The organism is Winogradskyella sp. J14-2, assembly GCF_001971725.1.
Lineage (GTDB): Bacteria > Bacteroidota > Bacteroidia > Flavobacteriales > Flavobacteriaceae > Winogradskyella.
In genome coordinates this window covers 1080822-1107787 of the sequence record NZ_CP019388.1, presented here as the reverse complement: position 1 = coordinate 1107787, position 26966 = coordinate 1080822, and the positions used below count along the sequence as shown (strand labels likewise).

At 32.8% G+C, this 26966-nt stretch carries 24 protein-coding genes; 15 read left to right on the top strand and 9 right to left on the bottom strand.

Annotated elements, in window-relative coordinates; all coding sequences use genetic code 11:
• Positions 1–28: 28 nt before the first annotated feature.
• Positions 29–388 carry a hypothetical protein gene (locus tag BWZ20_RS05135; RefSeq protein WP_076617225.1) on the bottom strand — a complete coding sequence of 120 codons (360 nt, stop codon included), beginning with the start codon at positions 386–388 and terminating at the stop codon, positions 29–31.
• A 210-nt stretch (positions 389–598) separates the two neighbouring features.
• Between BWZ20_RS05135 and typA the strand changes: the two genes are divergently transcribed.
• Positions 599–2398 (top strand): translational GTPase TypA, encoded by a 1800-nt coding sequence (gene typA, locus BWZ20_RS05130; protein WP_076617222.1) that lies wholly within the window; start codon positions 599–601, stop codon positions 2396–2398.
• A 197-nt stretch (positions 2399–2595) separates the two neighbouring features.
• Here the strand turns inward: typA and BWZ20_RS05125 are convergent, their stop codons facing one another.
• Together BWZ20_RS05125 and BWZ20_RS05120 are read right to left on the bottom strand one after the other, a co-directional pair.
• Positions 2596–3558, bottom strand: a complete 963-nt coding sequence (locus BWZ20_RS05125) for a glycosyltransferase family 2 protein (protein ID WP_076617219.1) — start codon at positions 3556–3558, stop codon at positions 2596–2598.
• Positions 3559–3583: 25 nt separating this feature from the next.
• Complete coding sequence (locus BWZ20_RS05120; protein ID WP_157358325.1) at positions 3584–5164, bottom strand: hypothetical protein; 1581 nt, start codon at positions 5162–5164, stop codon at positions 3584–3586.
• A gap of 163 nt (positions 5165–5327) precedes the next feature.
• Here BWZ20_RS05120 and BWZ20_RS05115 point away from each other — a divergent pair, with 163 nt between their 5' ends.
• From BWZ20_RS05115 to BWZ20_RS05095, 4 genes are all read left to right on the top strand, one after another.
• Positions 5328–6305: a GNAT family N-acetyltransferase gene (locus BWZ20_RS05115; RefSeq protein WP_076617213.1), complete on the top strand. Its 978-nt coding sequence runs from the start codon at positions 5328–5330 to the stop codon at positions 6303–6305.
• 208 nt (positions 6306–6513) lie between these two features.
• The gene (locus tag BWZ20_RS05105; RefSeq protein ID WP_076617208.1) at positions 6514–7635 is read left to right on the top strand and encodes a DegT/DnrJ/EryC1/StrS family aminotransferase; all 1122 of its coding nucleotides are present in this window, start codon (positions 6514–6516) and stop codon (positions 7633–7635) included.
• The gene (locus BWZ20_RS05100) at positions 7636–8943 is read left to right on the top strand and encodes an O-antigen translocase (protein ID WP_076617206.1); all 1308 of its coding nucleotides are present in this window, start codon (positions 7636–7638) and stop codon (positions 8941–8943) included.
• 10 nt (positions 8944–8953) lie between these two features.
• A complete protein-coding gene (locus BWZ20_RS05095; protein ID WP_076617203.1) occupies positions 8954–10249 on the top strand; it encodes an O-antigen translocase in 1296 nt (431 codons plus the stop codon).
• A 3-nt stretch (positions 10250–10252) separates the two neighbouring features.
• On the opposite strand, the gene BWZ20_RS05090 is transcribed toward BWZ20_RS05095, so the two are convergent.
• A complete protein-coding gene (locus tag BWZ20_RS05090) occupies positions 10253–11398 on the bottom strand; it encodes a glycosyltransferase (RefSeq protein WP_076617200.1) in 1146 nt (381 codons plus the stop codon).
• Positions 11399–11435: 37 nt separating this feature from the next.
• Here BWZ20_RS05090 and BWZ20_RS05085 point away from each other — a divergent pair, with 37 nt between their 5' ends.
• Complete coding sequence (locus BWZ20_RS05085; RefSeq protein ID WP_076617197.1) at positions 11436–12524, top strand: glycosyltransferase; 1089 nt, start codon at positions 11436–11438, stop codon at positions 12522–12524.
• Positions 12525–12536: 12 nt separating this feature from the next.
• Complete coding sequence (locus BWZ20_RS05080; protein ID WP_076617195.1) at positions 12537–12947, top strand: sugar 3,4-ketoisomerase; 411 nt, start codon at positions 12537–12539, stop codon at positions 12945–12947.
• Here BWZ20_RS05080 and BWZ20_RS05075 read toward each other — a convergent pair.
• The 3 genes from BWZ20_RS05075 to BWZ20_RS05065 are packed head-to-tail and all read right to left on the bottom strand — an operon-like array spanning position 12932 to position 15441.
• Positions 12932–13852 carry a glycosyltransferase family 2 protein gene (locus BWZ20_RS05075; RefSeq protein WP_076617193.1) on the bottom strand — a complete coding sequence of 307 codons (921 nt, stop codon included), beginning with the start codon at positions 13850–13852 and terminating at the stop codon, positions 12932–12934. The genes BWZ20_RS05080 and BWZ20_RS05075 overlap by 16 nt on opposite strands.
• Positions 13852–14712, bottom strand: a complete 861-nt coding sequence (locus BWZ20_RS05070; RefSeq protein WP_076617190.1) for a glycosyltransferase family 2 protein — start codon at positions 14710–14712, stop codon at positions 13852–13854. Before BWZ20_RS05070 ends, BWZ20_RS05075 begins: the two co-directional genes overlap by 1 nt.
• Positions 14713–14757: 45 nt before the next feature.
• On the bottom strand, positions 14758–15441 hold the full coding sequence (locus BWZ20_RS05065; protein ID WP_076617188.1) for a cell division ATP-binding protein FtsE: 684 nt from the start codon (positions 15439–15441) through the stop codon (positions 14758–14760).
• A 219-nt stretch (positions 15442–15660) separates the two neighbouring features.
• Between BWZ20_RS05065 and BWZ20_RS05060 the strand changes: the two genes are divergently transcribed.
• The 3 genes from BWZ20_RS05060 to BWZ20_RS05050 are packed head-to-tail and all read left to right on the top strand — an operon-like array spanning position 15661 to position 21038.
• Complete coding sequence (locus BWZ20_RS05060; RefSeq protein WP_076621265.1) at positions 15661–18684, top strand: tetratricopeptide repeat protein; 3024 nt, start codon at positions 15661–15663, stop codon at positions 18682–18684.
• 55 nt (positions 18685–18739) lie between these two features.
• Positions 18740–19279, top strand: a complete 540-nt coding sequence (locus tag BWZ20_RS05055) for a gliding motility-associated C-terminal domain-containing protein (RefSeq protein ID WP_076617185.1) — start codon at positions 18740–18742, stop codon at positions 19277–19279.
• Between the two features lie 31 nt (positions 19280–19310).
• Positions 19311–21038, top strand: a complete 1728-nt coding sequence (locus tag BWZ20_RS05050; RefSeq protein ID WP_076617183.1) for a TonB-dependent receptor — start codon at positions 19311–19313, stop codon at positions 21036–21038.
• 112 nt (positions 21039–21150) lie between these two features.
• Here the strand turns inward: BWZ20_RS05050 and BWZ20_RS05045 are convergent, their stop codons facing one another.
• Positions 21151–21855, bottom strand: a complete 705-nt coding sequence (locus BWZ20_RS05045; protein ID WP_076621264.1) for a class I SAM-dependent methyltransferase — start codon at positions 21853–21855, stop codon at positions 21151–21153.
• Between the two features lie 56 nt (positions 21856–21911).
• Between BWZ20_RS05045 and BWZ20_RS05040 the strand changes: the two genes are divergently transcribed.
• The 5 genes from BWZ20_RS05040 to BWZ20_RS05020 all read left to right on the top strand — a co-directional run bounded on the left by BWZ20_RS05040 (position 21912) and on the right by BWZ20_RS05020 (position 25659).
• Complete coding sequence (locus tag BWZ20_RS05040) at positions 21912–22406, top strand: YkgJ family cysteine cluster protein (protein ID WP_076617181.1); 495 nt, start codon at positions 21912–21914, stop codon at positions 22404–22406.
• Between the two features lie 48 nt (positions 22407–22454).
• Positions 22455–23354, top strand: coding sequence for a hypothetical protein (locus tag BWZ20_RS05035; RefSeq protein ID WP_076617179.1), 900 nt, complete (start codon positions 22455–22457; stop codon positions 23352–23354).
• 4 nt (positions 23355–23358) lie between these two features.
• Complete coding sequence (locus tag BWZ20_RS05030; protein WP_076617177.1) at positions 23359–24207, top strand: sterol desaturase family protein; 849 nt, start codon at positions 23359–23361, stop codon at positions 24205–24207.
• A 28-nt stretch (positions 24208–24235) separates the two neighbouring features.
• Entirely contained in the window at positions 24236–25072 is an 837-nt protein-coding gene (locus BWZ20_RS05025) for a glycerophosphodiester phosphodiesterase family protein (RefSeq protein WP_076617174.1), read from the top strand.
• A gap of 155 nt (positions 25073–25227) precedes the next feature.
• Positions 25228–25659 (top strand): hypothetical protein, encoded by a 432-nt coding sequence (locus BWZ20_RS05020; RefSeq protein WP_157358324.1) that lies wholly within the window; start codon positions 25228–25230, stop codon positions 25657–25659.
• Here BWZ20_RS05020 and BWZ20_RS05015 read toward each other — a convergent pair.
• The gene (locus BWZ20_RS05015) at positions 25656–26960 is read right to left on the bottom strand and encodes an exo-beta-N-acetylmuramidase NamZ domain-containing protein (RefSeq protein ID WP_076621263.1); all 1305 of its coding nucleotides are present in this window, start codon (positions 26958–26960) and stop codon (positions 25656–25658) included. The two genes, BWZ20_RS05020 and BWZ20_RS05015, sit on opposite strands and share 4 nt — an antisense overlap.
• Positions 26961–26966 lie beyond the last annotated feature (6 nt).

Sequence of the window (26966 nt, the reverse complement as noted above, 5' to 3'; positions counted from 1 at the left end):
TTTAATGTTAGGTCACAAAGATAACATTTTAAAACTCCTTTTTTATGCTATTTCTTATTATCCAAAGCGACATTATAAAGTTTCCAAAAACCAATACACCACCATAAAAGAGCAAGCGCTTGGCAGATTCTGACCAATTCATAATATTCAGTAAGTTAAATATATAGGCAAGGATTAAATAAGAGGACAAGCAAACAAATACAATACCTAGCGAGAAGTTAAGGTTTCTATTTGGTTTAATTAACTGCCACAAAAAAGGAATAGCAAACAATAAAATAGGATATGCAGAAATACCTTCGCTTCTATTAACTGTAGTAAACCAATATGCTACTATGCTAATAAAATAAAGATATGGAATAAACTTGGTGTACTTGCTAATTGCATTCATCTGTTTTAAAAATTAAGGGTTCAGACTTGTCTGCCGATAGGCAGGCGTAAACAGCCCAATTAGCGGTTGATTTTTAAGGCTTTTACTATTAATCAATTTCTACAACGACAAGTTACAAACTCAAATTGTCTCATTTTTAAAATATAACATATAATTAACGAATTGATAAGAATAAGACGTACCTTTGCGCGCTTAAAATCAGCATCAGTTATGACGAAGATTAAAAACATTGCAATTATTGCGCACGTTGACCACGGAAAAACCACCTTGGTAGACAAGATTATGTACCATTGTCAGTTGTTTCGTGAAAACGAAAACACTGGAGATTTAATTCTCGATAACAATGATTTAGAACGCGAGAGAGGTATAACAATCACCTCTAAGAACGTTTCTGTGGTTTACAAAGACACTAAAATCAATATCATTGATACACCTGGTCACGCCGATTTTGGCGGCGAGGTAGAACGTGTATTAAATATGGCTGATGGTGTATTACTTTTGGTAGATGCTTTTGAAGGCCCAATGCCTCAAACACGTTTTGTGTTACAAAAAGCTATCGATTTAGGGTTGAAGCCTTGCGTTGTGGTAAATAAAGTGGACAAGGAAAACTGTACGCCAGATGAAGTGCACGAAAAAGTTTTTGATCTAATGTTTGAACTTGGTGCAGAAGAGTGGCAATTAGACTTCCCAACAGTTTATGGTTCTGCTAAGAACAACTGGATGAGTGAAGACTGGCAAAAGCCAACTGAAAATATTGAACCCTTGTTAGATATGGTGATAGAGCATATTCCTGAGCCAAAAATTGAAGAAGGTACTACCCAAATGCTGATTACGTCTTTAGACTTTTCAAGCTTTACAGGACGTATCGCTATTGGTCGTTTAACTAGAGGAACGTTAAAGGCTGGTCAACCAATTTCTTTGGTAAAGAGAGATGGTTCTATCGTAAAAAGTAAGATTAAAGAATTGCATACTTTTGAAGGTTTAGGCCGTTTAAAAGTAGATCAAGTACAAACGGGAGATATTTGTGCCATTGTTGGTTTAGAAGGTTTTGAAATTGGTGATACAGTTGCTGATTTTGAAAATCCTGAAGGTTTAAAAACCATTGCCATCGATGAGCCTACAATGAGTATGTTATTTACCATTAACGATTCGCCATTTTTTGGTAAAGATGGTAAATATGTAACCTCTCGACATATAAAAGAACGCCTTACTAAAGAGCTAGAAAAGAACTTAGCACTAAGAGTAGAGGAGACTGATAGTGCTGATAAGTTTATGGTGTTTGGTCGTGGTGTATTGCACCTATCTGTATTGATAGAGACCATGCGTCGCGAAGGTTACGAGCTGCAAATTGGTCAGCCACAAGTAATCATTAAGGAAATTGATGGTGTTAAGTGCGAGCCTTTTGAAGAAATGACGATTGATTTACCAGAAAATGTATCTGGTAAAGCCATTGAAATGGTAACGATGCGTAAAGGTGAAATGCTAAGTATGGAAGCCAAAGGCGACCGTATGGTGTGTGAATTTATAGTACCTTCTCGTGGTATTATAGGATTACGTAATCAATTACTAACAGCAACAGCAGGTGAAGCTATTATGGCGCATCGTTTTAAAGAGTATCAACCATTAAAAGGTGGAATTCCTGAACGCTTAAATGGTTCTTTAGTATCTATGGAGAATGGTACTGCAATTCCTTATTCCATTGATAAATTACAAGAAAGAGGAAAGTTTTTTATAGATCCAGGAGAAGATATCTATGAAGGACAAGTCATTGGTGAAAACTCTCGTGGAGATGATATGACGGTTAATGTTACCAAAACTAAAAAATTAAGTAACGTACGTTCAGCAGGTGCGGATGATAAAGCTAAAATTGTACCAGCAATTAAGTTTTCTTTAGAAGAAGCTTTAGAGTACATACAAAAAGACGAATACGTTGAGGTAACACCAAATCATTTAAGATTGCGTAAAATTTTATTAAAAGAGGTAGATCGTAAGCGAAATAAGAGTTTGTAGAAAAAGACCTGTCATTCTGAACTGTCACACTGAGCTAGCCTGTGCTGAGCGGAGTCGAAGCATCGAAGTGTAGTTTCAGAATATAGTTATATAATTAGGTAATATTTAAAAGAGAAATGCTTTAGGGTGTTTCTCTTTTATTTTTTTAAAGGCTATGGAATTATTTGGTTAAGAGGAAAGAGTAAGATAAAATCATTTTAGAGTGTTTCTTCCTTTTGTTTAAAATCTGTAATTTCCCTAATTTTATAAGGTCTCGTATTTTGTGTTTCGTAATAGGTGCGCATTTGTAAATCTATAGCTATACCTGTTGTAAAGAGTTGTACGCCAACAAGCAAAATTAAAACACCTAATATTAGAAGTGGTCTGTCTCCAATATCATTGCCTAATATTTTTTCGATTAGCAAGTATATATTAATTATAGCTCCAATACAAAAAAAGAGTATCCCTAGATTTCCAAGAAGATATAATGGTTTTTGTAAGTAATTACGTTGAAATAAGATTAAAAGAATATCATTTATCACTTTAAAAGTTCGTCCCAAGCCATACTTAGATTTTCCATGTATTCTTCTGTTGTGATTTACATTTATTTCACCTACTCGAGCACCATTAAGATACGCTAATAACCCTATAAAACGGTGCATTTCACCATAAAGATTTAATTCTTTAGCAATATTCTTTTTAAAAACCTTTAAGGCGCACCCATGATCTTTTATGTTAAGTTTTGTAGCTTTTCTTATTAAGAAGTTCGCAATTTTAGACGGTAGTTTTTTTAAAAAACTATCTTTTCTGTGATTTCTAATGCCTACTATGACATCCCAATTTTCACTATGCAACTTTTGAAGCATAGCAGGTATATTATTAGGGTCATTTTGCAAATCTCCATCTAGGGTTACTATGTGTTTACCTTCAGCATTGTCTATGCCAGCAGCCAAAGCCGAACTCTGACCATAATTTTTTCGGAGTTCGATTAGCTTTACTTTTGGGTGGTATAAATTTTTAATAATATTAACCGTTTTGTCTGTAGAAAAATCATTAACTAGAATAACTTCTATATTATATTCATTTAGTGCGTTATCTATATTCGAAAGTAGTGGTTTTATGTTTTCTTCCTCATTATATAGAGGGATTACTAGAGAGAGTAAATCTTTTTGAAAGTTCATACTACAAAATTATTGTTTTATTTACTTATGGTTTTTGGTATACTCTGAAATGATTTTTCTTCTCAATAAGTTTCCAATTTTTAGCTACATACATAGTTAGTAGAGAACTTTCTTCGTAATTGTCTATATGATTCTCAAAATTCTCTAAAAAGATAGTCAGGTCTTTGTCATTTAGCATATGTTTGTAATCTTCAAGTTGGTCAGCAAGATGATGATTAAAAACCCAATCTACGCCTATTGGATTAGTTGTGTCCGTAATATAGTGACCCAAGGTCATTGATGGTAGAATTGTAAAGTTGTTATAACGACTAGATAACTCTTTTAACTCATCGAACTTATCATATCTATCTTTGTTAGTATGTATTCCTTTTAATCTAGGGAATATTTCTCCTAAATTATAATTAAGTTCACTTCTGTGTTTCTCTCTATATGGATATTGATATCCATAAAAAAAAGTGCCGATATAAAGAGTAGTAATAATTAATGCACTCCATTGTTTTATTGACCGTAATTCACCGAGAAAAAACAATGCTAAAGTGATAACTGTTGGTGTAGAAAAATCAATCGGAGTATTATAACCATTACTTATGGAGGCGCACCATGCTAATGAAAATAATACCACCATAATGGTGTATTTAGAATTTTTTAAGCTCTTTATTAAAACGTATAATGAACCAAAAAGCCACAAAAGGTGCACTATGCCATACTTTGCAGAATAATATAAACTTTGATTTTTATAATATAGCCATAGAAAAACAATAACAATAATGATGTTAGCAAGAAAGTAAGAAGTGTGACCTTTCAAATACTTTTTTGAAAACCATACACCTAAAACCGCTATAATAACAGCTATGAGGTTAAATTTTACTGCCAGATAATAAGATTTAATTCCTGTGCCAATTAAACTTGAACCTGTTGTGAAACTAAACATCTGATTTATAAAAGGCTCAAGAGCTCCTTGCCACCAAAATAACAAGAGGTACAGCAAGGTATATATTATACCACTAATAGCTAGAATTATAAACGCTCTAATTTGTTTATGGTAAATCAAAAACAAAGCAATAATGATGGGAAAGAAATAAAAAGATTGTTTGCAAAGTGCACCTAAGAAAAGGAAAAGGGCTCCAACTGAAATGGACCACCATTTTTCTTTGTTTTTAATAATGAAATAAAGACCAACTACGCTAAAGAAGATACCATCAACAGTATTCCAAGGCATTGGAGGATAATTATGAACAGATACAATAGCTCCAATTGTGGCTATAAAAAAGAGGTGTTTTTTTGAAAGCTTTAAGTAATTAAATACTATAAGAGTTGACAAGTAAGAGTATGTAAACACTTGTATAAAATAAAAATACCTATTTATTAAATAAGCATAGTCCTCTGAAATATATAAAGGTAAGGAATGAAAAAAAGGTGAAAAGGCTGGTTTTATATAAACAAAGTCTCTGTGAGGAAAGTACCCATTGTATATACTCCACGATATACCAAAAATAGAGCCCATATCTCCTTCTTCAATTCCATATAGTCCATAACAAACCATATAGAAAATGAGAACCAAAATGAAGATATATTTAAAAGGATTGTTTTTTATATCGGTAAACAACAGTATGTATTTTTTAGCTAATATAGAATAATTGAGTTTGCTTATGTTAAAAGAAGCAATAGATTTATTTATAAAATAAAAGAATTGTAATTTTTATATACTTGAAAAAATCGAGAATAATTAAAAAATCTTATTTTTCAACCTTTTAGTTTATTTTTGATAGATGCAAAACTTCAAGGTTTTACAATATAAACCATCTCTTAAAAATGAATGGAATGGATTTGCTTTAGATAGCAACCAACAAACATTTCTATTCCTAAGAGATTTTATGGACTATCATAGCGATAGATTTCAAGATTATTCCTTAATGTTATTTAAGGATGATGAATTGATAGCATTGTTGCCAGCAAATAAGGACAAAAATACTGTGTATTCTCATCAAGGTTTGACTTATGGCGGATTGATATACAAATCGAGTTTAAAGAGCCAGGATGCTATACCTATTTTAAAAACAGTTTTAGAGTATTTGGCAGAAAATGGAATAAAAAATCTTGTCATAAAAGAGTTACCCTTTGTTTTTTTGGATAACCAAACCAATAATCCATTAGCTTATTTGTGTTTTAAACTAAAGGCACAACTACAACGCATGGATATGCATTCTACTTTAGACCTCAAATTTAAATCTTATAATAGAAGCAGAAAAAATGGTTGCAAAAGAGGTCAGAAAAATAATCTCATAGTTAAAGAAGTCAATGAATTTAAAGAGTTTTGGAATGAAATATTAATGCCCAATTTAGATAACAAGCATGATGTAAAACCAGTACATAGCTTAGAAGAAATACAGCTTTTAAAATCCAGATTTCCAGATAAAATAAGACAATTCAATGTATACCACAATGATATAATTGTAGCAGGTACTACAATTTTTGAAACAAAACATGTAGCACATAGCCAGTATATTTCCGGGAATGCAGATAAAAATACACTAGGAAGTTTAGATTTTTTACATCATTATCTTTTAGAGGAGGTTTTTGCTGATAAATCGTATTTTAACTTTGGTATTTCTAATGAAAATGACGGTCAAAGTATAAATGAAGGGTTGCAGTATTGGAAGGAAGGCTTTGGAGCGCGTTCTATCGCTCAAGGATTCTACAAGATTGACACGGAAAACTATAAGCTATTAGAGAATCTTTTTATATGATTAATCCGTTGAGAGTTTTAATTGATTATTATTCAAACAACCGTCAGTTCGAGTTTTTTCTGCAAGAAAGAGTACTTCAATCTCACCCAAAGGAACTATTGAGAACAAGGTTTTTTATCATAAAATTCGATTCTCGATACAATTTTTCATCATTTCATTCTGAAAAACCACTCGAATTGACGAATTTTATTAAAAATGCAAAACAGGTATGATCCCTTTTTTAGACCTACATAAAATTAATAATAGATTCAGAAAAGAGCTTGAAACATCATTTGCTAAGTCGTTAGAAACTTCGTATTACATTCTTGGCCCAAACGTTAAGACCTTTGAAACTGAATTTGCTAACTATTGCGGTACAGATTATTGTATCGGAACTGCGAATGGTCTGGATGCACTAACTTTAATTTTAAAAGGCTATATAGAAATTGGAAGACTTAAAAAAGGCGATAAGGTTATTGTGCCTGCCAATACCTACATCGCATCTATTCTGTCTGTTTTACACGCTGATTTAGAGCCAGTGTTTGTAGAGCCTAATCCAAAAACATATAATATTTCTGCTGAAGAGGTGGAGATGAAATTGAATAAGGATGTTAAAGCAATCCTTGCGGTACATCTTTATGGACAATTAGCAGATATGGAACGCCTAAAATCCATCGCAGATGAGCATAATTTATTGTTGATTGAGGATGCTGCCCAAGCACATGGTGCTGTGAGTTCAAAACACCTAACACCTAATAATCAATACCCAAAAGCCGGCAATTTGAGCCATGCAGCCGCATTTAGCTTTTACCCAAGTAAGAATTTGGGTGCTTTGGGAGACGGAGGAGCAGTAACAACTAATGATAAAGAATTGTACGAGACGATTTTGCTTTTGAGGAATTATGGAAGTAGCGTAAAATATGAAAATAAAATAATGGGTTACAATAGCCGGTTAGATGATTTACAAGCTGCTTTTTTAAGGGTTAAGTTAAAATATTTAGATTCGGATAATGCAAAAAGGCGAGAGGTAGCTAGATGCTATCTTCAAAAGATTAGAAACTCCAAAATAGGTCTTCCTTTTTATGACGATTCTGAAAATCATGTATTTCACACCTTTGTAATTGAAGTGGATGATAGGGAGGATATTATAAAGTATTTAAATCAAAACAAAATAGGATGGTTGATTCACTATCCAATTCCACCACATAAACAAAAGGCATTACAAAGATTTTCACATTTAATACTACCTATAACCGAAGAAATTCATAAAAGAATTATAAGTTTGCCAATAAGTCCAGTATTAACCAGTAAAGAAGTTAATAGGGTGATAGAGGTACTAAATGCTTATTAATTGAAAAAGTTTTTTCACTATATAAATAATGAAGTTTTAGTAAAAGCGGCAAGTCTTAATACCGCTAATATTAGTATTAAGATTCTTGCGGGTATTCTAATATCAAAGTTTATAGCCTTATTTATAGGGCCAGAAGGCATGGCACTTATTGGCAATTTAAGAAACTTCCTTAGTACCATACAATCCATATCAATAGCTGGTCTTTACAATGGTTTTGTTAAGCTTATAAGCAAACACAAAAATAATTTGGTAAAGTTAACCAATACACTATCTACAGTGTTTTATTTTGGTTTTTTCTCTTCCTTGTTATTGGCCTTTTTGTGTTATTACAATGCTGAATATATTAATGATCTTATTTTTTTCAATAATAACTATGTGTATGTTATAGAGACTATGTCCATTGTGCTTCCGTTTTATGCCTTAAACATGTATGTTTTTGCCATAATGAATGGCTTCTCTAAGTACAGAATTTTACTGGTTATAAATATAACTGGGCAAATTTTAGGTTTACTCGTTACGCTTCTTTTAATTAAACAAGAAAATATCGATGGTGCATTAATCGCTGTTGTAATTACACCAGCGCTCAACCTCCTTATTACCATAGTAGGCATTGCGTTTAGAAAAAACTTTATGTCCATTATAAATATCACTAATATTCAAATTTCTGTGCTTAGAAAACTAAGTCCCAACATGGTTATGGCATTGGTATCCACAATAGCATTACCTATTGTGTATATAATAATTAGAAATTACATTATAGCAGAAATAGGAATTAAAGAAGCAGGATATTGGACTGCAGTTACGAGAGTTTCGGACTATTACCTTATGTTTATTAACTCATTAATGGCATTATACATTTTGCCAAGATTTGCTGAATTAAAAACTCAAACTGAGTTTAGAAAAGAAGTGTTTAGTTTTTATAAAACGGTTCTTCCTGTTTTCGCAATAATATTAGGTGTCATTTACCTCAGTAGAAGTTTGTTGGTTACTCTATTATTTACTGAAGAATTTAGACCCATAGAAGATTTAATGGGTTATCAAATTCTAGGCGATTTTATGCGTGTGATGTCTATGGTTATAGCCTATAAGTTCTTAGCCAAAAAGATGTTTACACATTTTATTATTATCGAGGTATTTTTATTTGTGATTATGTATTTTTCAAGCATTTATCTTATTGATGCTTTTGGATTAAAAGGTGCAGTGATGGGTCACTGTCTTAGCTATCTCATGCATTTTGGCATTATCTTGCTTATTTTTGGAAGTTCCTTATTTGGTGTTATAAATGACGATGGTATAGACGAGTATTAATACATTAAGCATGAAAATTCCTAGATTTATTAGAGATAACATTGTGCTTAAGATTACATCGCTTAATGCTGTTGTTGTTACCTTTAGACTTGTTGTTTCGGGTTTTACTCAATGGCTTTTAGCAACGACTTTTGGCGAAGTTGGTATTGCCAGAATAGGTCAGGTTAGAAATATTATGGGAATGCTGACCAGTATTTCATCTCTAGGAATCTTTAATGGTATCGTTAAGTATGTGGCTGAGCATAAAGACAATACGTCAGAAGTAAATAAACTCTTCTCTACTGCTACTGTTTTTGTTCTTGTAGGCTCTTTTATTTCAGGAACTGTGCTTTTTTTTGGGGCTGACTATTTTTCTAAAGTTCTGTTTAAATCTAATGATTTTACTTATGTGTTTAAAGTTATTGCTTTTATAGTGCCCTTTATAGCTTTGAATAGAACATTATATGGCATTGTTAATGGGTTGTCTGAATATAAAAATTACGCTAAAATAGAATTGATAAGCTATGTGCTGGCAGCAATACTTCTATTATTGGCAATTTATAATACTAATTTAGAAGCCGTCATTTTAGCGATAGCTTTAGCACCAGTCATTCAATTAATAGTCATCATTGTTGTATTTGGAAAAGTTATAAAACGCTTTGTTGATTTTAGAAAATTGGGTTTTGGGTTAGGTTATAAAAATAGTTTGCTAGCCTTTACTTTAATGTCGTTTGTATCTACATTTCTGCTAAATTATATTGAATTGAGTATCATAGGTCTTATAGAGAATAAGATAAATATTAATGAGGCAGGCTATTGGACAGCGGTGAGTTTTATATCAAAAAACTATATGGTTTTTGCTTCGGGTTTATTTACGCTTTATGTCATTCCGAGATTTGCTAATATTTATACCAAGGAAGCATTTAAAACTGAAGTGGTTAATATTTACAAAACCATCTTACCCATTTTTGGATTGGGTATGATTTTGGTCTATCTATTACGCAATGTAATTATAGATATTATATACCCAGATTTTAAAGGTATGGAACCCTTGTTTAAATGGCAATTGCTGGGCGATTTTATTAGATTGTGCAGTCTTATTTTAGCACATCAATTTTTAGCAAAACGAATGGTTAAGAGCTTTGTAATCACAGAGATCATCTCCCTTATTTTGTTTTATGTGCTTACCACTTGGTTTATCGATTATTTTAGTACGGAAGGTGTTGTTATAGCCCATTTAGTAAGGTATGCTATTTATTTTGTTATTGTACTGGTTGTAGTTATCAATTACTTTAATAAGACTTCAAAACACAGAAATAGGGTGTAGGGATCATTTTTTATTCTCCTCCCATATATGTAAGTATTTTTTTGCAGAAATGATGTAGTCGTGATTTTCTTCTATAAATTGTCTGGCATTAACCGATATTTCAATAATTTTTTCAGGATTATCTATTAGCCATGCAAGCTTCTCTGCAATATCTTTTGCATTTGGTAGAGCATTTATGGCAATTGTATCTGCCTCTAAATTATAATAGTCTAACCATTCTTGTTCTGCACCAGTAAAAACCACTTTGCCTTTTGCCATGGCTTCTAAGGCATTATACCCTTGGTCATAGGCGTACACTTGGTCTAATAGAATATGTGCCTCATCATAGGTATTAATATAATCTTTGTAAGGTAAGCTTTTAGCTGTTATAATTTTTATGCGAGTACTATACTTCTGTTTTATGCTAGTTAATGCTTCTTCAAAGATATCATTACCTTTTTTGTAATAATTATGAGTGTTAATACCGTGGAAAATTACAATCTGGTCCTTTATCACTGGCTTTTTGAATTTTAATATACCTGTATTAACAGGGTTTGGAATTAAGCCTAAATATTTAGGATGATTCTTTAATGGTAAATGATAGTCTATGTCCGAAGCAATAACTCCATTAATCCTTTTGTAAATGTTTTGGTGAAGCTTAACAAACTCTGTAGTTAAAAATTTTAATCCATAAGCTTCAACAAAAGATGTATCTTTTCCATTTTTATAAGGTGTTAAAATAGAGTACCTGAAGTTGTCTTTATTAGCATAAGAAATACTGATGTGGTCCGTTCCACAAGACAATAAATATACATTATTGTTCCATGAAGAAATTGATGTAAAAATATCATTTTCAACACTTGCGGTGCAGCCAAAGGGTGCTTCATTTATAAATTGGACTACGTCAAAGTTGTTAAGTTTGGGTTTAAGATTTAAAATTTGTTGTTTAACGTTATGAGATTCAAGATCGTAACCAAATAGACGATAAACCAGATTCTTTACTTTTTGTTTAAAGCCTTTTTGGTATTTTTTTTTAATAAGTATATCTACATCATAGGCCTTAAATCCATCAAAAGGTGCAACTATAGTAACATTATGTCCCAGTTTTTCTAAACCCTCTTTTAAAGAATTATGAAGCCTGCTATATTCTCCAACAAGTAAAATCTTCATTTATATCGTTACATTTGCTTTTCAAATATAATTGTAAATGATTAAAACCAACACCAAAAAGATTTGTATTGTGGTTTCTTCACTTGGTGGTGGTGGTGCGGAACGGTCATCGGCATATTTATCTGAAATTTTGTTCGATTTAGGGTGTGATGTTCATATCATTTCTGTATTAAATATCATTGAATACCCTTATAAGGGAAAACTCTTAAACTTAGGAGAATTAAAGGAAAAGAATAACTCAATTTTTGGAAGATTTCAAAGGCTTAACGTTTTTAGAAAATACCTAAAAGCGCATAATTTTGACTATGTAATAGATAATAGAACAAGGATTGGGTTTTTAAAGGAATTTATAATCTCTAAGTTAATTTATAGCGCACCTCAAACCATTTATTGTGTTAGAAGTTACAAAACCAGTAGCTATATTAATCCAAATATTTTGTTGGGTAGATTGCTTTACAAATCTGCTTATAAAATAGTTGCTGTGTCCCAAGCCATTTCAAAAAAGCTAAAAAATAAATATGATCTTGAGAATCTAGAGGTAATTTATAATCCTGCATCAGAAAATTTTGATTGTAAGGATGATATCAAAGATGTAAATGAGAAGTATATTCTCTTTTTTGGGCGACTAGATGATGAAATTAAAAACATTAGTTTATTGTTAAACTCCTATTCAAAATCCATACTTCCAAAAAATAATGTTAAACTAAGAATTTTAGGTGATGGAAAGGATAGGGCTATACTTTTGAAAAAAGTTAATGATCTAGAATTAAGAGATTTTGTTGAGTTTATTGGTTTTAAGTCCAATCCCTATAGTGATGTAAAAGCCTCTTTTTTTACAGTTTTAACGAGTAGATATGAAGGTTTTCCGAGAGTAATAGTAGAGTCTTTGGCTCTGGGTATTCCTGTTGTTTCTGTAGACTGTAAATCTGGTCCAAGTGAAATTGTTATGAATGAACATAATGGATTGTTGGTAGAAAATCACGATGTACAAGCTTTAGCAAACGCAATGAACAGAATGGTAATGGATAAAAATTTATATTTACATTGCAAATTGAATGCTAGATCTAGTGTGGCACATTTATCAAAAGAAGCAATTGGTAAACAATGGCAGGCATTATTAAGATAAATATATTATTAAATGAGTAGTTTTCTAAACAATGTTAAACTTTTAGATATACCCAAGGTGCATGACGAAAGAGGGGCTCTAGCTGTTGTAGAAAAAGACACAGTACCGTTTGTACTAAAACGTGTTTATTATTTATATGACGTACCTAATGATAGTTTTAGAGGCGGCCACGCACATAAAGAGCAACAATCTGTAATCATAGCGCTTAGCGGTAGCTTTGAGGTTGTGGTAGATGATGGTGAAACAAAAAAAAGAATAAGGCTTTATAAGCCAACGCAGGGCTTGTTTATTTCTACTTATATTTGGAGAGAAATAGAAAATTTCTCATCAGGATCTGTATGCTTAGTCTTAGCGTCTACCAATTACAATGAAGCAGAATACATAAGAGACTACGATGACTTTAAAAATTACGTAACAGGATAGTAAAGCTTTTCTCCTTTAAAAGATTTTAGCTTTAGTAAGAGTTTCAATAGCCATTTAGGGCTCTTTAATAAAACAGTTTGTCTCGCTGTAAGGTTTTTAAAATCTATAAAAGAAGTATAGTAATTATAGCAAGTCTTATCGTTAAGAAACTTACTCAATAAAGCCATAGAGTATCTGTTGAGATCTAAGTAAGCTTTTAAATCTTCGTTTTCTTTTTCTTCATTAAGGTATTTATCAAATTTTGATTTGTTTTTTAACGTATAAGCTGTATTCGATAAGCTTGATGTTACGTGATTATATATTGCTAATGGTTTATTGATGAACACAACTTTGTGCTTTAAAGCAAACCTTATCCAAAGATCTATGTCTTGCCCAGAAACAATGCTAGGATCAAAGTTTCCTGTTTTATTTATAATTGATTTTTCAAAGACAGTACTAGAGCTAGATAAAATAGCATATTTTTTACTGGACCTAAAATAATCACGAATAGCATAGAGTTTCTTTTGTTTGAAACTGTATGAAACAGGCACAGTTTTGCTAGGGTATTTTTGGGATAAAGCAGTGGCATAGATTTTTTCTTTCGGAAAAGTTGTTATTGCGTCCTTAATGTACTTAAGAAAATCCCGATCCCATAAATCGTCACCATCAAGCAGTGCAATGTAGTTGCAATTAGACGCTTTAATACCTGTGTTTCTAGCTACTGAGGCACCTTGGTTTAATGTTGTAATAAGTGTAATGCGTTTATCGGTAAAAGAGGCGATGATATGTTCACTTTCATCAGTTGAGCCATCGTTAATAACAATGACCTCAAAATCTTGAAATGTCTGGTTTAAGACACTGTTTATTGTGCTTTTTATAAACTCCGCTTTGTTATAAACCGTTATGACTACAGAAAAGTATGGCACTAGCTTTTTTGTTTTAGATTACAAAAGTAGCCTAACTTATACAAATCGAATACAAAAAGCGATGGTCGAGAAGAATTTAGGTTATTCAATAATATAGGTTTTGTTGTTGCAATCACCATTCCAAAAACTCTATCTAAACATAAACGCTTTAGCCTTGTAAAAGCTCTTAAAATTTTATTGTCATGTAAAAGGTCTGGGTGGCTTACAGAGAAGTAGTGCAAGTTTTTTAGAGCATCTTCGGTTTTTTTTATAAACGTTATAGCATCTTCATCACAATCATGGATAACAGGATTATTTATAAATTGTAACGTAACATTATTAGATTCTAATGTTTTAAAGAACAATAAATCTTCGTAGCCGTAAGTTTTTATCCCACTATCAAATGGATGAGATACTATGATAGACTTTTTAATAAAAAAATTAGCAGAGGTATAAGTGTTCTTTAGACTCGTTTCTCGTTTTTTGGTGTACAACCATCTTAAAGTGTAAGGTTTTTTAGGTTTGGTTTTGTAGTGTGTCATCCCACCTATAACACTATCTTTTTCTAATACTTCTAAATAGTTATTTATGAATTGTTTAGATTTTGGAAATGTACCTGCATCAACAAAAAGAAGATTCTGGTAAGTGGCTAAATTAGCCAATACATTTCTAATAGCACTTCTACCAATATTCTTATCTAGCACTTTTAAACTTACATGCTTTAAGTGCCTTAATTCTTGCGAATTATATTTTATTTGGGGCGAAGCATCATCTACAATAATAATTTCAAACGTTAGGTTGCAAGCATTTGCCTGCTTGTACAGCTCTTTAACAAGTGGGTTAATATTGTAGTTATATGTTGGGATTAGGATAGAAAGCATAGTTTCTTATCAAAAGAATTAAGATAAATAAGATTTATAGCAGAATTAACTCTTTCGCTGCACTACCTCAAATACTTTATTTTCATCACACTTAAGCGTTTTGCTCGGGTATTTTAAAAGTAATGCGTAATCGTGCGTAGCCATTAAGATGGTGTTTCCGTTTTTATTAATGTCTTGTAGCACTTCCATTACCTCAATACTTGTTTGTGGGTCTAGGTTACCTGTAGGCTCATCGGCTAGGATTAACTCCGGATCATTAAGCAGCGCTCTAGCAATGGCAATACGCTGTTGTTCTCCACCAGAAAGCTCATGAGGAAACTTAAAACCTTTGGTCTTCATGGCTACTTTATCCAAAACCTCTTCAATACGTTCTTTTATTTTGTCTTTATCTTTCCAGCCGGTAGCTTTAAGTACAAATTCAAGATTTCCATGTATAGTGCGATCTGGTAATAGTTTAAAATCCTGAAACACAATACCCAGTTTTCTTCTTAGAAAAGGAATGTCTCGCTCTTTCATTGTTCTAAGATTGAAGTCTACAATAGTGCCTTCTCCTTCGGTCAATTCTAAATCGCCATAGAGCGTTTTCATAAAACTACTTTTTCCACTTCCTGTTTTACCAATGAGATAAACAAAATCACCTTTCTGCATTTCAAAGTTAACATTATTCAAAATCATGCTGCCACCTTGATAAATCGTTGCGTTTTTAAGTTGTAAAACAGTTTCGGACATAGTTAAAATTCAAAATTTTTGTCTTGGTAAATGTATTATTAATTCGCTCAATAATCAAACGCTAAACAAATTGTTTAAGTACAAAAGCGTTAAAGAAAACGTAAAACCAGACTCTAGTTTATAATTATACATCTTTTCTGTCGTTATACATTTTGTATTCATTTATATTTGAATTGTGATAGTTTATCATCAATAGATATTAATCAAAAAACGACGCTGATGCTACTGTTAAAAAGACAATTTCTTATCCTTTTTCTTACGTTTGCAATGCTTGGATTTGCTCAAAAATCCGCTATCTATACCAGTGCTTTAAAAGATTACCAAAAGGCATTAACCTTATACAATAACAAACAGTACAAGGCTGCACAATCCTTGTTTGACGATATTAAGTACAATACAGATGATGCTGTTTTAAAGTCTGACTGTTCGTATTACATTGCCAATTGTGCTGTAAGATTAAACCAACGAAACGCAGACGACTTAATCGAAAAATTTGTTGAAGAATACCCAACAAGCACAAAGCGAAACACGGCCTTTTTAGATGTGGCAGATTACTATTTTGAAAATGGTAAATACGCTTATGCTCGCAAATGGTATCAAAAAGTAGATGAGTCTAGTATAGCACGTACTGAGCGCGAGCGTTTCAATTTTAATTACGGTTACACTTTATATTCTACAAATAGTAAAAAAGAAGCAACAAAGTATCTTAACCGTGTTGCAGATTCTAAGGAATACGGCTCGCAAGCCAAGTATTACATAGGTTACATGGCTTACGAAGGTGATGATTACGATACTGCGAATGAGTATTTCGATCAGGTGAGTGATAATGAAAAGTACAAGGAAAAGTTATCGTATTATCAAGCCGATTTAAACTTTAAATTAGGAAAGTTTGAAAAAGCCATAGAACTTGCCTTAGAGCAACTACCAAGCAGTAGAGGTGTGGAAGCATCTGAACTTAATAAAATTATAGGTGAAAGTTATTTTAACCTCGAAAAATACGAAGAGGCTATTCCTTATCTTCAAGCTTATGAAGGCAAAAAAGGAAAGTGGAGCAATACAGATTATTACCAAATAGGTTACGCTTATTACAAGCAAAACGATTTTGAAAAAGCCATTTCAGAATTCAATAAAATTATAGATGGTAACAACGCTGTGGCACAGAATGCTTATTATCATTTGGGTGAAAGCTACATCAACCTAGAGAAAAAACAAGAAGCATTAAACGCCTTTAGAAATGCATCTGAAATGGATTACGATTTAAAAATTCAGGAAGATGCTTGGTTAAACTATGCTAAAATCAGTTACGAAATAGGTAACCCTTACCAGTCTGTACCGCAAGTGTTATCAGGTTATTTAGATAAATATCCAGATACAAGCTACAGAGAAGAAGTTGAGACCTTACTGATTGATTCTTACATCACATCAAAAAATTACAAGGAAGCCTTAGAATTATTAAAAGGTAAAAACAGTTTTGAAAACAAAGTAGCTTACCAAAAGGTAGCTTTTTTCAGAGGAATTGAATTGTATAATGACACCAATTATAGTGAGGCATTAAAGCTATTTAATAACTCATTAAAAGAACCTAGAGATCCAATTTTTGTAGCAAAAGCTACTTTTTGGAAAGCCGAAACCGAATATAATTTAACCAACTATAACGATGCCTTAATTGGATTTAAACAATTTGTTGGTATGTCTGAAGCTTCAGGATTATCTGAGAATGAAAACTTAGATTACAATTTGGCTTACACCTATTTCAAGTTGAAAGATTATACCAACGCTTCAAAATATTTTCAAAAATTTATTGATAATAATTCTGGTGACAGACTACGACGAAACGATGCTTATTTAAGGTTGGCAGATGGCTATTTTGTGTCTAGTAAATACCAAAATGCCATCAATGCTTACGATAAAGCCATTCAGATTAATGAAATTGAAACCGATTATGCAGCATTTCAAAAAGCGATGAGTAATGGGTATTTAGGCAAAGCATCTACAAAAATTTCTGAGCTTAATACGTTTATAGATACGTATTCTAAGTCAGCATTACGAGACGATGCCATGTACGAGCTGGCAAACTCTTATGTTAAGTCTAACGAGACAGACAAAGCAATGCAGATGTACGACCGATTAAATTCGGAATACAAACGTGGTGCTTTCACATCAAAAGCGTTGTTACGTCAAGGTTTGGTATACTACAATGCCAATGATAATGAGCGTGCATTAACCAAGTTTAAAAAAGTTGCATCCGATTTTCCGAATTCTGGTGAGGCTGTTCAGGCAGTATCTACAGCGCGTTTAATTTATATCGATTTAGGTCGAGTAGACGATTACGCAGCTTGGGTAAAGTCTTTAGATTATGTTGAGGTGTCTGATGTAGAGCTAGATAATACCATGTATTTAGCAGCCGAAAAGCCATATTTAGAAAACGATACAGAGAATGCCATTCGTCAGTTTAATAAATATTTAAATCAGTTTCCTAATGGTATTCATGCGTTAAAATCACATTTCTACATTGCGCAATTGTATTACAAAAAGGATTTATTTGAAACCGCTCAACCACATTACAAATATGTTGTTGATGCTTCAAGAAGTGAATATACAGAGCAGGCAACAGTAAAGCTTTGCGAAATTTATTTGAAAGAGTCTAACTGGTCTCAGGCGATTCCGGTTTTAAAAACTTTAGAAGCTGAAGCAGACTATCCACAGAATGTATTGTATGCGCAGTCTAACTTAATGAATGCGTACTACCAAACAGAAGAATATTCTAGTGCTGAAAATTATGCCGAAAAGGTATTGGCAAATTCTAACTTAGATGTAAAAGTGAAGAGTGATGCTAAAATCATCATTGCACGTTCTGCCATAAAAACAGGAAACGAAGACAAAGCAAAAACAGCCTATGCTGATGTAGAAAAAATAGCTACAGGAAGTGTTGCGGCAGAAGCTCTATATTACAATGCGTATTTTAAAAATAAGGAAGGTAAGTATGAAGCCTCAAACACAACCATTCAAAAATTGGCCAAGGATTACAGCAGTTACAAATATTACAGTGCTAAAGGTTTGGTAGTTATGGCGAAGAATTTCTATGCTTTGGGAGATGCGTTTCAGGCCAATTATATTTTAGAAAGTGTGATTTCTAATTTCCCAGAGTTTGATGATGTGGTACAAGAGGCACAGCAAGAACTTAACAAGATTAAAACCGAAGAAGCTAAAACAAATTCATCAATCGAAACCGACGATAACTAAATTCCTGCGCAGGAAGTAATTTCAAAATCAGATTTCCAAAACCAATATTTTAGCCATGAAAAGCTTTAAGAATTATAAATCATTTTTAATCCTATTAACAGCTGCGTTTTCTTTCATGTCTTGTGATGACAGTAATAATGAACAAGAGGAAGATGTATTTGCTGGTTGTTGCTCAGAGGAGCCAGTATTTGGACCGAATGTTGATAATTTAGACCAATCTCAAGGAGAAATAATTGTATATAATTTATTTACACCAAACAATGATGCCTACAATGATAGATTTGGTATTGAGAATATTCAGCTATATGAAAATCATATTGTATCTATATATAACATTGATGACGAGCTTATTTTTGAAAGTACTGATTATGGCTCAAGTTCAGATGAGTCTTTTCCAACAGAACCTCAAGGTGAGTTTGGCGTAGAAGGTGTTCCAGATGGGACGTATAAGTACAAAATAGTTGTTGAAAATGAACAGGTTTATATGAAATCTGGTACATTTTGCTTATTTGGAAATTTCTCGGCTTTAGACGAACAAAATTTTAGTGATTGCACCCCTAGTTCTCAATTCGACCCAACTCTTACAGGAAATTAATATAGCATAAGATTCAATCAAAACATTACAAATGAAAATCAAGTTTTTAATTTTTATAATCACCATATCAAGCAGTGTATCAATGGTAGCTCAAGAACGAGCAAAAGACACTATTGATGACCAAGTCGTAAATGTGGTAACACCATACAAACCTACAATTTCAGATGCCTTTAAAATTAAGGATACTCCAAAATTGCAAGACTCTAATTTGGTGAAGAAAAAAGAGGTTAAGTACAATATTTTTTCAATTCCAGTAGCTTCAACGTTTACGCCAGCAAAAGGTAAAGCAGCAACCGTTGATAAAGCAAAAGCTGTGAAATTATACGATAATTATGCATCGCTAGGAGTAGGTACATATACAACAGTTTTGGGTGAAGTGTATCTTAACCATGAGCTTAGTAATTCTGAAAATGTTGGTGGTTATTTCAGTCACCATTCTTCTCAAGGTGGTATTGAAGATTTATTGTTAGATGACGATTTTTCTACCACGCATTTAAACGCACATTATTCTCAAAGACATAGAGATTTATCATGGAAAGTAGATGGAGGTTTTGACTTAATGACATACAATTGGTATGGTTTGCCTCAGAATTTCTTTGGACAAGCCGAAGCAGATATGATAGACCCTAGCCACACGTTTAATAGTTTTTATTTAGGAGGAAAAATTAATTTTGAAGATGCTATTATCAACGATGGTAGTGTACGTTTTAGACGTTTTGGTGATAATCAAGATTCTGGTGAAAACCGCTTTGTAGCTAAAGCAGGTTTTGATATTCCTGTGCAAGGAGAAGCTATAAAAACACAATTATATGTAGATTACATTGGTGGAAGTTTTGATAGTGATTACGAGAATTTAGGTGACATTAATTACGGAAATGTTACAGTTGGTTTATCTCCTTCGTATCAATTAACCCAAGATGATTTAACGGTTAATTTAGGCTTAAGTTTAGTCTATCTTAATGATACCGAACTTAGCGATAATAAGTTTTTTATCTATCCTAATATTGATGCTTCTTACCGTTTAGTAGATGAAATCTTAATTGCTTATGGTGGAATCACAGGGCAGTTACAACAAAACTCTTACTACGATTTTGCGACTGAGAATCCATTTGTATCTCCAACACTTTATGTAGCGCCAACAGACCAGCGCTATAAAGGGTTTTTAGGACTAAAAGGAAAGCTGTCTAATAGTGTAAGTTATAACGTTAAAGGAAATTATTACGCAGAAGAGAATAAAGCACTTTTTAAAGCAAATGATGCCAGAGGTGATGCAACAGCAGATTACCAATATGGTAATTCTTTTGGTGTGGTGTATGATGATGTTACTACCTTTTCGGTTGCTGGCGAATTAAATATTGATGTCAATAGAAATTTTACGCTGGGTTTTAAAGGAGAATACTTCAACTATGACATGGATAATGAAGCTGAAGCATGGAATTTGCCAAACGTAACAGGTTCTATCTTTATGGATTTACAAATATCTGAACAATGGTATGCAGGTGCTAGTGCCATTTATGTTGGCGAACGAAAAGATCAGCAAGGCTTAGTAGCGACACTGTTTCCGCAAGATCCCAGTCCTGTTATGAGTTTAGATAGTTATTTTGATGCTAATGCACATGTAGGTTATAAAATCAACGATCAATTATCTGTATTTGGAAAGGTAAATAATATCCTTAACCAGGATTACGAGCGTTATTTAAACTTCCCTGTTCAAGGCATTCAGATTTTAGCGGGAGCTACGTATCAGTTTGATTTCTAAAGTTCCTGCGAAAGCAGGAATCTTTTTATTGTCATTCTGAACTGTCATACTGAGCTTGTCGAAGTGTTGTTTCAGAATCACTATGGATAGCTAACCAAATTCAGGAAGTAAATTATGCATGAATAATCCTCGCCAAATAATCAAAATGCTCGCCATCCATAACTTTTTCGCATTGAAGACCTACGGTTTGGCAAGCTGTGTTTAGCGTTTCAAAATCTAAGTAGAGCCATTTCATTGGAGTTGCTTCTTCACCTTTATAGCTAAAGAAATAATCAAGTTCGCCAATATAACCACTGTTTAAATCTAACCAAGTGCCACCATCTTCATCTTCGTACATATATGAAATATCAGATGAGTCGATTAAAATTTGTCCGCTAGGTTTTAATAAAGATTTTAGATAGTTTAAATATTTAGCAACCTGTATTATTTCCTGAAAAATACCAGTACCATTCATTAAAAGTAGAATGGTGTCAAACATATCTGTTTCTTCTAATAACGCAATGTGTTCGGCATTTTTTATACCTCGTAATTTGCAGACTTCAATAGCACCTTTAGAACTGTCAATTACTTTTACATCAAATCCTTTTTCTTGTAACCAAAGTGCATGGTTGCCAGTACCACAACCAACATCGAGGACTTTACCTTTGCTTAGTTGTAAAGCTTTTTGTTCTAGTTTTGGCATTTCAGAGTAAGTTCTGAATAAATAGGGAAGTGGTAATTCGTCCTTATCAGATATGTTGGTCCAGGTAATAATATCTTCAGAATAATTACCATTCTGATAGTCTAATAGTGCTTTTCCAAAGATGTCTTTTGTCATAATATTTTTGCCATGCTGAACTTGATTCAGCATCTCATTCTGATTATATTTACAATATGCAAAACCAAATCAATAATCTGCCAAAGCTGGCCAAAGATAAGCATAAGGAAAACAAAACTTTCTTTGCCAAACTTAGAAAAAAGCCACCAAAACAATTAGACTACATTATGCAAGAGTTGCACGAGGAAGAGTTTGAGCGTACGGATTGCTTACAATGTGCTAATTGCTGTAAAACCACAGGACCTTTGTTTACGGATAAGGATATTCAGCGCATATCTAAATCTTTCAAAATGAAAGAGCAGCAGTTTATTGATGCCTATTTATGTATAGATGAGGATAATGATTATGTGTTGCAATCAGTGCCTTGCACGTTTTTAGATGCGGATAATTACTGTATGATTTATGATGTAAGACCAAAGGCTTGCAGAGAATTTCCGCATACAGATCGAAAAAAGTTTCAGCAAATTTCTAACTTAACACTTAAAAATGTAGCAATTTGTCCTGCGGCTTATAATATTGTTGAGGAAATGAAAAAACAAATAAAATTATAGGGTTAGCTTCGGAATAATTTTTGATATAACCTTTGAAAAAAACTAAACATGAAAAACGTTCTACTAAAATTATTGCTCCTTGTTTTAATAGTAAACACAGCTTCAGCTCAAGAATGGATGAAAAATCTCGAAGTAGCGCAAGCCTTGGCAACGGTCCAGAATAAAATGGTACTTATGGTTTGGGAGGAAACTACAAGTTATGAATATCCTGTGATAGTAAAAGATACTAAGGGTAGAACAATATTTATAAATAATTTGTACGAAGATGAACAAGTAAGCCCTTTAATTTGGGAACATTTCGTGCCTGTTATAGTTTCAGAATACCGCTATGCAGACTTATACGAAAAGATTAAAGACAAACGCAGCCAAAAATACTTAGATAAGTTTAATGACGATAGTATTAAAATTATGGATATTAATGGCAATATTCTTAATGTAGATTACTCTACAGAAGATTTTCAAAATATAACCGCACTAATAGAGCGTTATTCTCTAAATACGGAGTTTATTGCTCAAGAACTTCAGGATTATAAGCAGGATAAGAATTTCTATTCTGCCTATTTTTTAGCATCAAAATATTTAGATCTAAGCATGTACGCTAAACCGCGAACCAGAAATGATATTATTCAATTGTCTAATATTTACATTAACGAGGCGGAACGACTTATTTCTAAAGAAGAGCAGAATGAGCATACAGCTTTGAAACAACGTTGTGAGTTGTTGAAGCTTCAAGAATATCTACTTCTAAAACGGCCAAAAAAGGTGATTAGACAATTAAAAAAAATAAAAGATGAAGAGGTTATAGAGAGTAATAAACCATTTATGGCATTTATGTATTATACCGCTTATATGAGTACAGGTAAATCCGAAGATGCAGAAGAATGGAAATCTCAAATTTCTTCAGTAAATTTGAAAAAAGCGCGAATGATTATAAATTTAAATAGATAATTCTTTGGAAACGATTATTAACTATTTTGAAACGATTCCTTCCTCTCACCGAAGTCTTATTCTAATTGGTGGATTAACTTTTTTTTGGCTGTTAGAAGGTGGTTTGCCTTTATTCAAATTTAAGTATAACAAGTGGCAGCATGCGTTGCCTAATTTATTCTTCACACTAACAACCGTAATTGTTAATTTCGCATTAGCATCATTACTATATTGGTCTTCAAAATGGGTGATAGAACATAATTTTGGTGTTATTAATTGGTTGTTTCCAGATGCTCAGCCGCTTTGGCTTTATGCGTTTCTTGGTGTTTTGTTATTAGACTTTTTTGGAGCGTATTTGGCGCATTATGTAGAGCATAAAGTAAAACCACTTTGGATGGTACATTTGGTACATCACACAGACCACAAAGTAGATACCACAACAGCCAACAGGCACCATCCTATTGAAAGTGTTATTCGCTTTGCGTTTACGCTTTTTGGTGTTTTTGCTGTCGGTACACCTTTTGCATTGGTGATGTTATACCAAGCCATGTCTTTAATTTTTACGCAGTTTACTCATGCTAATATTAAATTGCCTAAAGGTTTGGATAAAGCCTTAAGTTATTTTATTATCTCACCAGACATGCACAAAATTCATCATCATTACCGCTTGCCTTATACAGATTCTAATTATGGTAATATTTTCAGTATTTGGGATCGCTTATTGGGTACTTACATGTACATGGATAGAGAAAAATTGGTTTATGGAGTAGATGTTTTTCCAGATGAAACGAAAAATAGCAATATTGGTGAATTGCTAAAACAACCTTTTCAGAAATATGAAAAACCGACACTCTCGGCTGATGTTGAGGAATAGCATTATACCTATCTTAGTTATTTCTCTAATGAGCTGCAACTCCGAAAAACAATTAGACATTCAAGGTCACAGAGGTTGTAGAGGTCTATATCCCGAAAATTCCTTACCAGCATTTGATAAAGCGATAGAGCTTGGTGTTACGACTTTAGAGTTAGATATTGCCATTACAAAAGACAATGAAGTTGTAGTGTCTCATGAGCCTTTTATGAGCCGAACTATTTGTTTTAATCCAAAAGGAGATGAGATTCCTGAAGACATGGACATGAAGTATAATCTTTACAAAATGACGCACACTGAGATTAAACAATTTGATTGTGGTACAAAACTTCATCCTACATATCCAGACCAAAAGAAACTAAAAACCTACAAACCACTTTTGTCTGAAGTTTTTGAATTGGCAAAAGCTAAAAATCCTGATATTAAATTCAATATTGAAATTAAATCTAAGCCTGAGTATTACGGTATTTATACACCACAGCCAGATGAATATGTAAAAATAGTCTTAGATGAAATTGAAGAAAGTGGACTTTTCTCTCTAGTGAATTTGCAGTCATTTGATTTAGTGATTTTAGAGGAAATAAAAAAACAATCCCCAAAGATGCCAGATGCACTTCTGGTAGATGAAGATGAAGTTATTGCTACAAAGCTTGAAAAACTATCTTACAAACCAGAAATTATTAGTCCATATTTTAAATTATTAACTTCAGAAATTATTAATGAGTACCATGCTCAAAATTATCTGATTATTCCTTGGACAGTTAACGAAGAGCAAGACCTATTAAAGATGCTTAGATGGAATGTAGATGGTATTATTACAGACTATCCGGACAGGCTTATAGAGATGCGTTCTAATAAAGGTTATTAACAACTTATCAACAAAAACTAGTAATTCCTCTAATTTCTGTGTAGTTGATGGATATTTTATCCTTTCATTCAATTATCCGTTTATGTTTGCGATGGATTAATTAATTAAATACTGTTGAGCTAAACAAACCAAGTTAAACGTAAAGCTTTGCTGTAGTGAAAAATTTAATCCGAATTCTCCTCATTGTTGTCCTCGTTTTTTTATTGAGTTTTACGTTAAAGGCTCAAGAGCAATATGCCAAATTAGAACCCAACACAAATGTTCAAGCCAAGGGATTAATTCATAAGTTGAATGAAACCAAGGATACATTAATCTTGCAAAGCGATAAAAAGATCAATTATCTTTATTCTATTAATAAAGACTACGGAAGGGATTTTGATGTCTATGTAGACACCACATTTTATAAATTTCCATTAAACAAATTGCCAAAAGGAAAACATGTGTTGGTAGCTGTACAATCACCAAAACGCATTGTTTTTGTCGTTAGAATTTTAAAAGAAATCCCAAAAGAAGAACCAATAGAAATACCCTCTGAAGCTATAGTCGCTAACGAATCTAAAAAAGTAGTGGTAACTGAGAATAATTAATCATAGACTAAATATTTCGCTCTAATTGCTTTAAAGGTTTCCAAATCCTCTTTCCATGTTGCCCTAATGGCTTCTTCGCTCATTCCAGATTCTATTTGCTGTTGTAGTTTTTCTGTACCAGCATGTTTGGTGAAGTTCGCAGTATTAAACACTTTACTTTTATCGGTAGCATTAGTGTAAGCGTCAATCACATACTTTAAAGTAAATTGTCTTTCAGCTTTTATATTTGATAAATCTTCACCATAACAGAGTTCATCTTTATGCTTAGGATATTTAGAGCCAAAATTAGGTTTTGGAGTATAGGTAAAGGTATAATGTGATGCATCTAAAAATGGCGCACCATAACGTTGAAACTGAAACTCAGTACCACGACCAGCATTAATGTTTGTGCCTTCAAACAAACCTAAACTAGGATATAAAGTTATTGATTGGTCATTAGGTAAATTTGGAGAAGGTCTTATCGGTAAACTATAGGTTTTTTCATGGTTATAATGTTCCATCTCAACAATAGTAATATCACATTTAGCATTGTCTTTTAACCAACCTTCACCATTAATCATTTCGGCATATTCGCCAATCGTCATGCCGTGCACCAATGGAATAGTGTGCATGCCCAAAAAGCTACTGTGTTTTTTTTCTAATTTTGGACCATCAATATAATTTCCATTAGGATTAGGACGATCTAATATGAGAAGTTTTACGTTATTCTCAGCACAAGCTTCCATCACATAATGCAAGGTGGAGATGTAGGTATAAAAACGCACACCAACATCTTGAATATCAAAAACCATAATATCTAAATCTTCGAGTTGCTCGGCTGTTGGTTTTTTGTGTTTACCATGAAGCGAAAAAATTGGTAACTGTGTTTTTACATCTACACCATCTTTTACATTTTCACCGGCATCAGCCGTACCTCTAAAACCATGCTCAGGAGAAAATACTTTTTTGATATTTATATTTCTTTCAAGTAAAGAGTCAACAATATGTACATAATTTAAGACTGTGAACTTTCTTATCTTTTTTCTAAAAATCACAGAGGTTTGATTAGCCACAACACCAACGCGCTTTCCTTTTAATAATGGTAAGTAAACTTCAGTTCGGTTGGCGCCAACTACAATACTTTTGTCATCCTTTTCTTCTGTCATACTGAGCGTGTCACGCTGAGCCTGTCGAAGCGCAGTCGAAGTGTCTTCTGTCTTCTCACTTCTAACTTCGAGCTTTTCACTTCCTCCTTTTCCTGCACAAGAAATCACTACCAAGACAAATAATAAAACTGTATTTTTGAAAACCTTAAAACGCATAAAAGA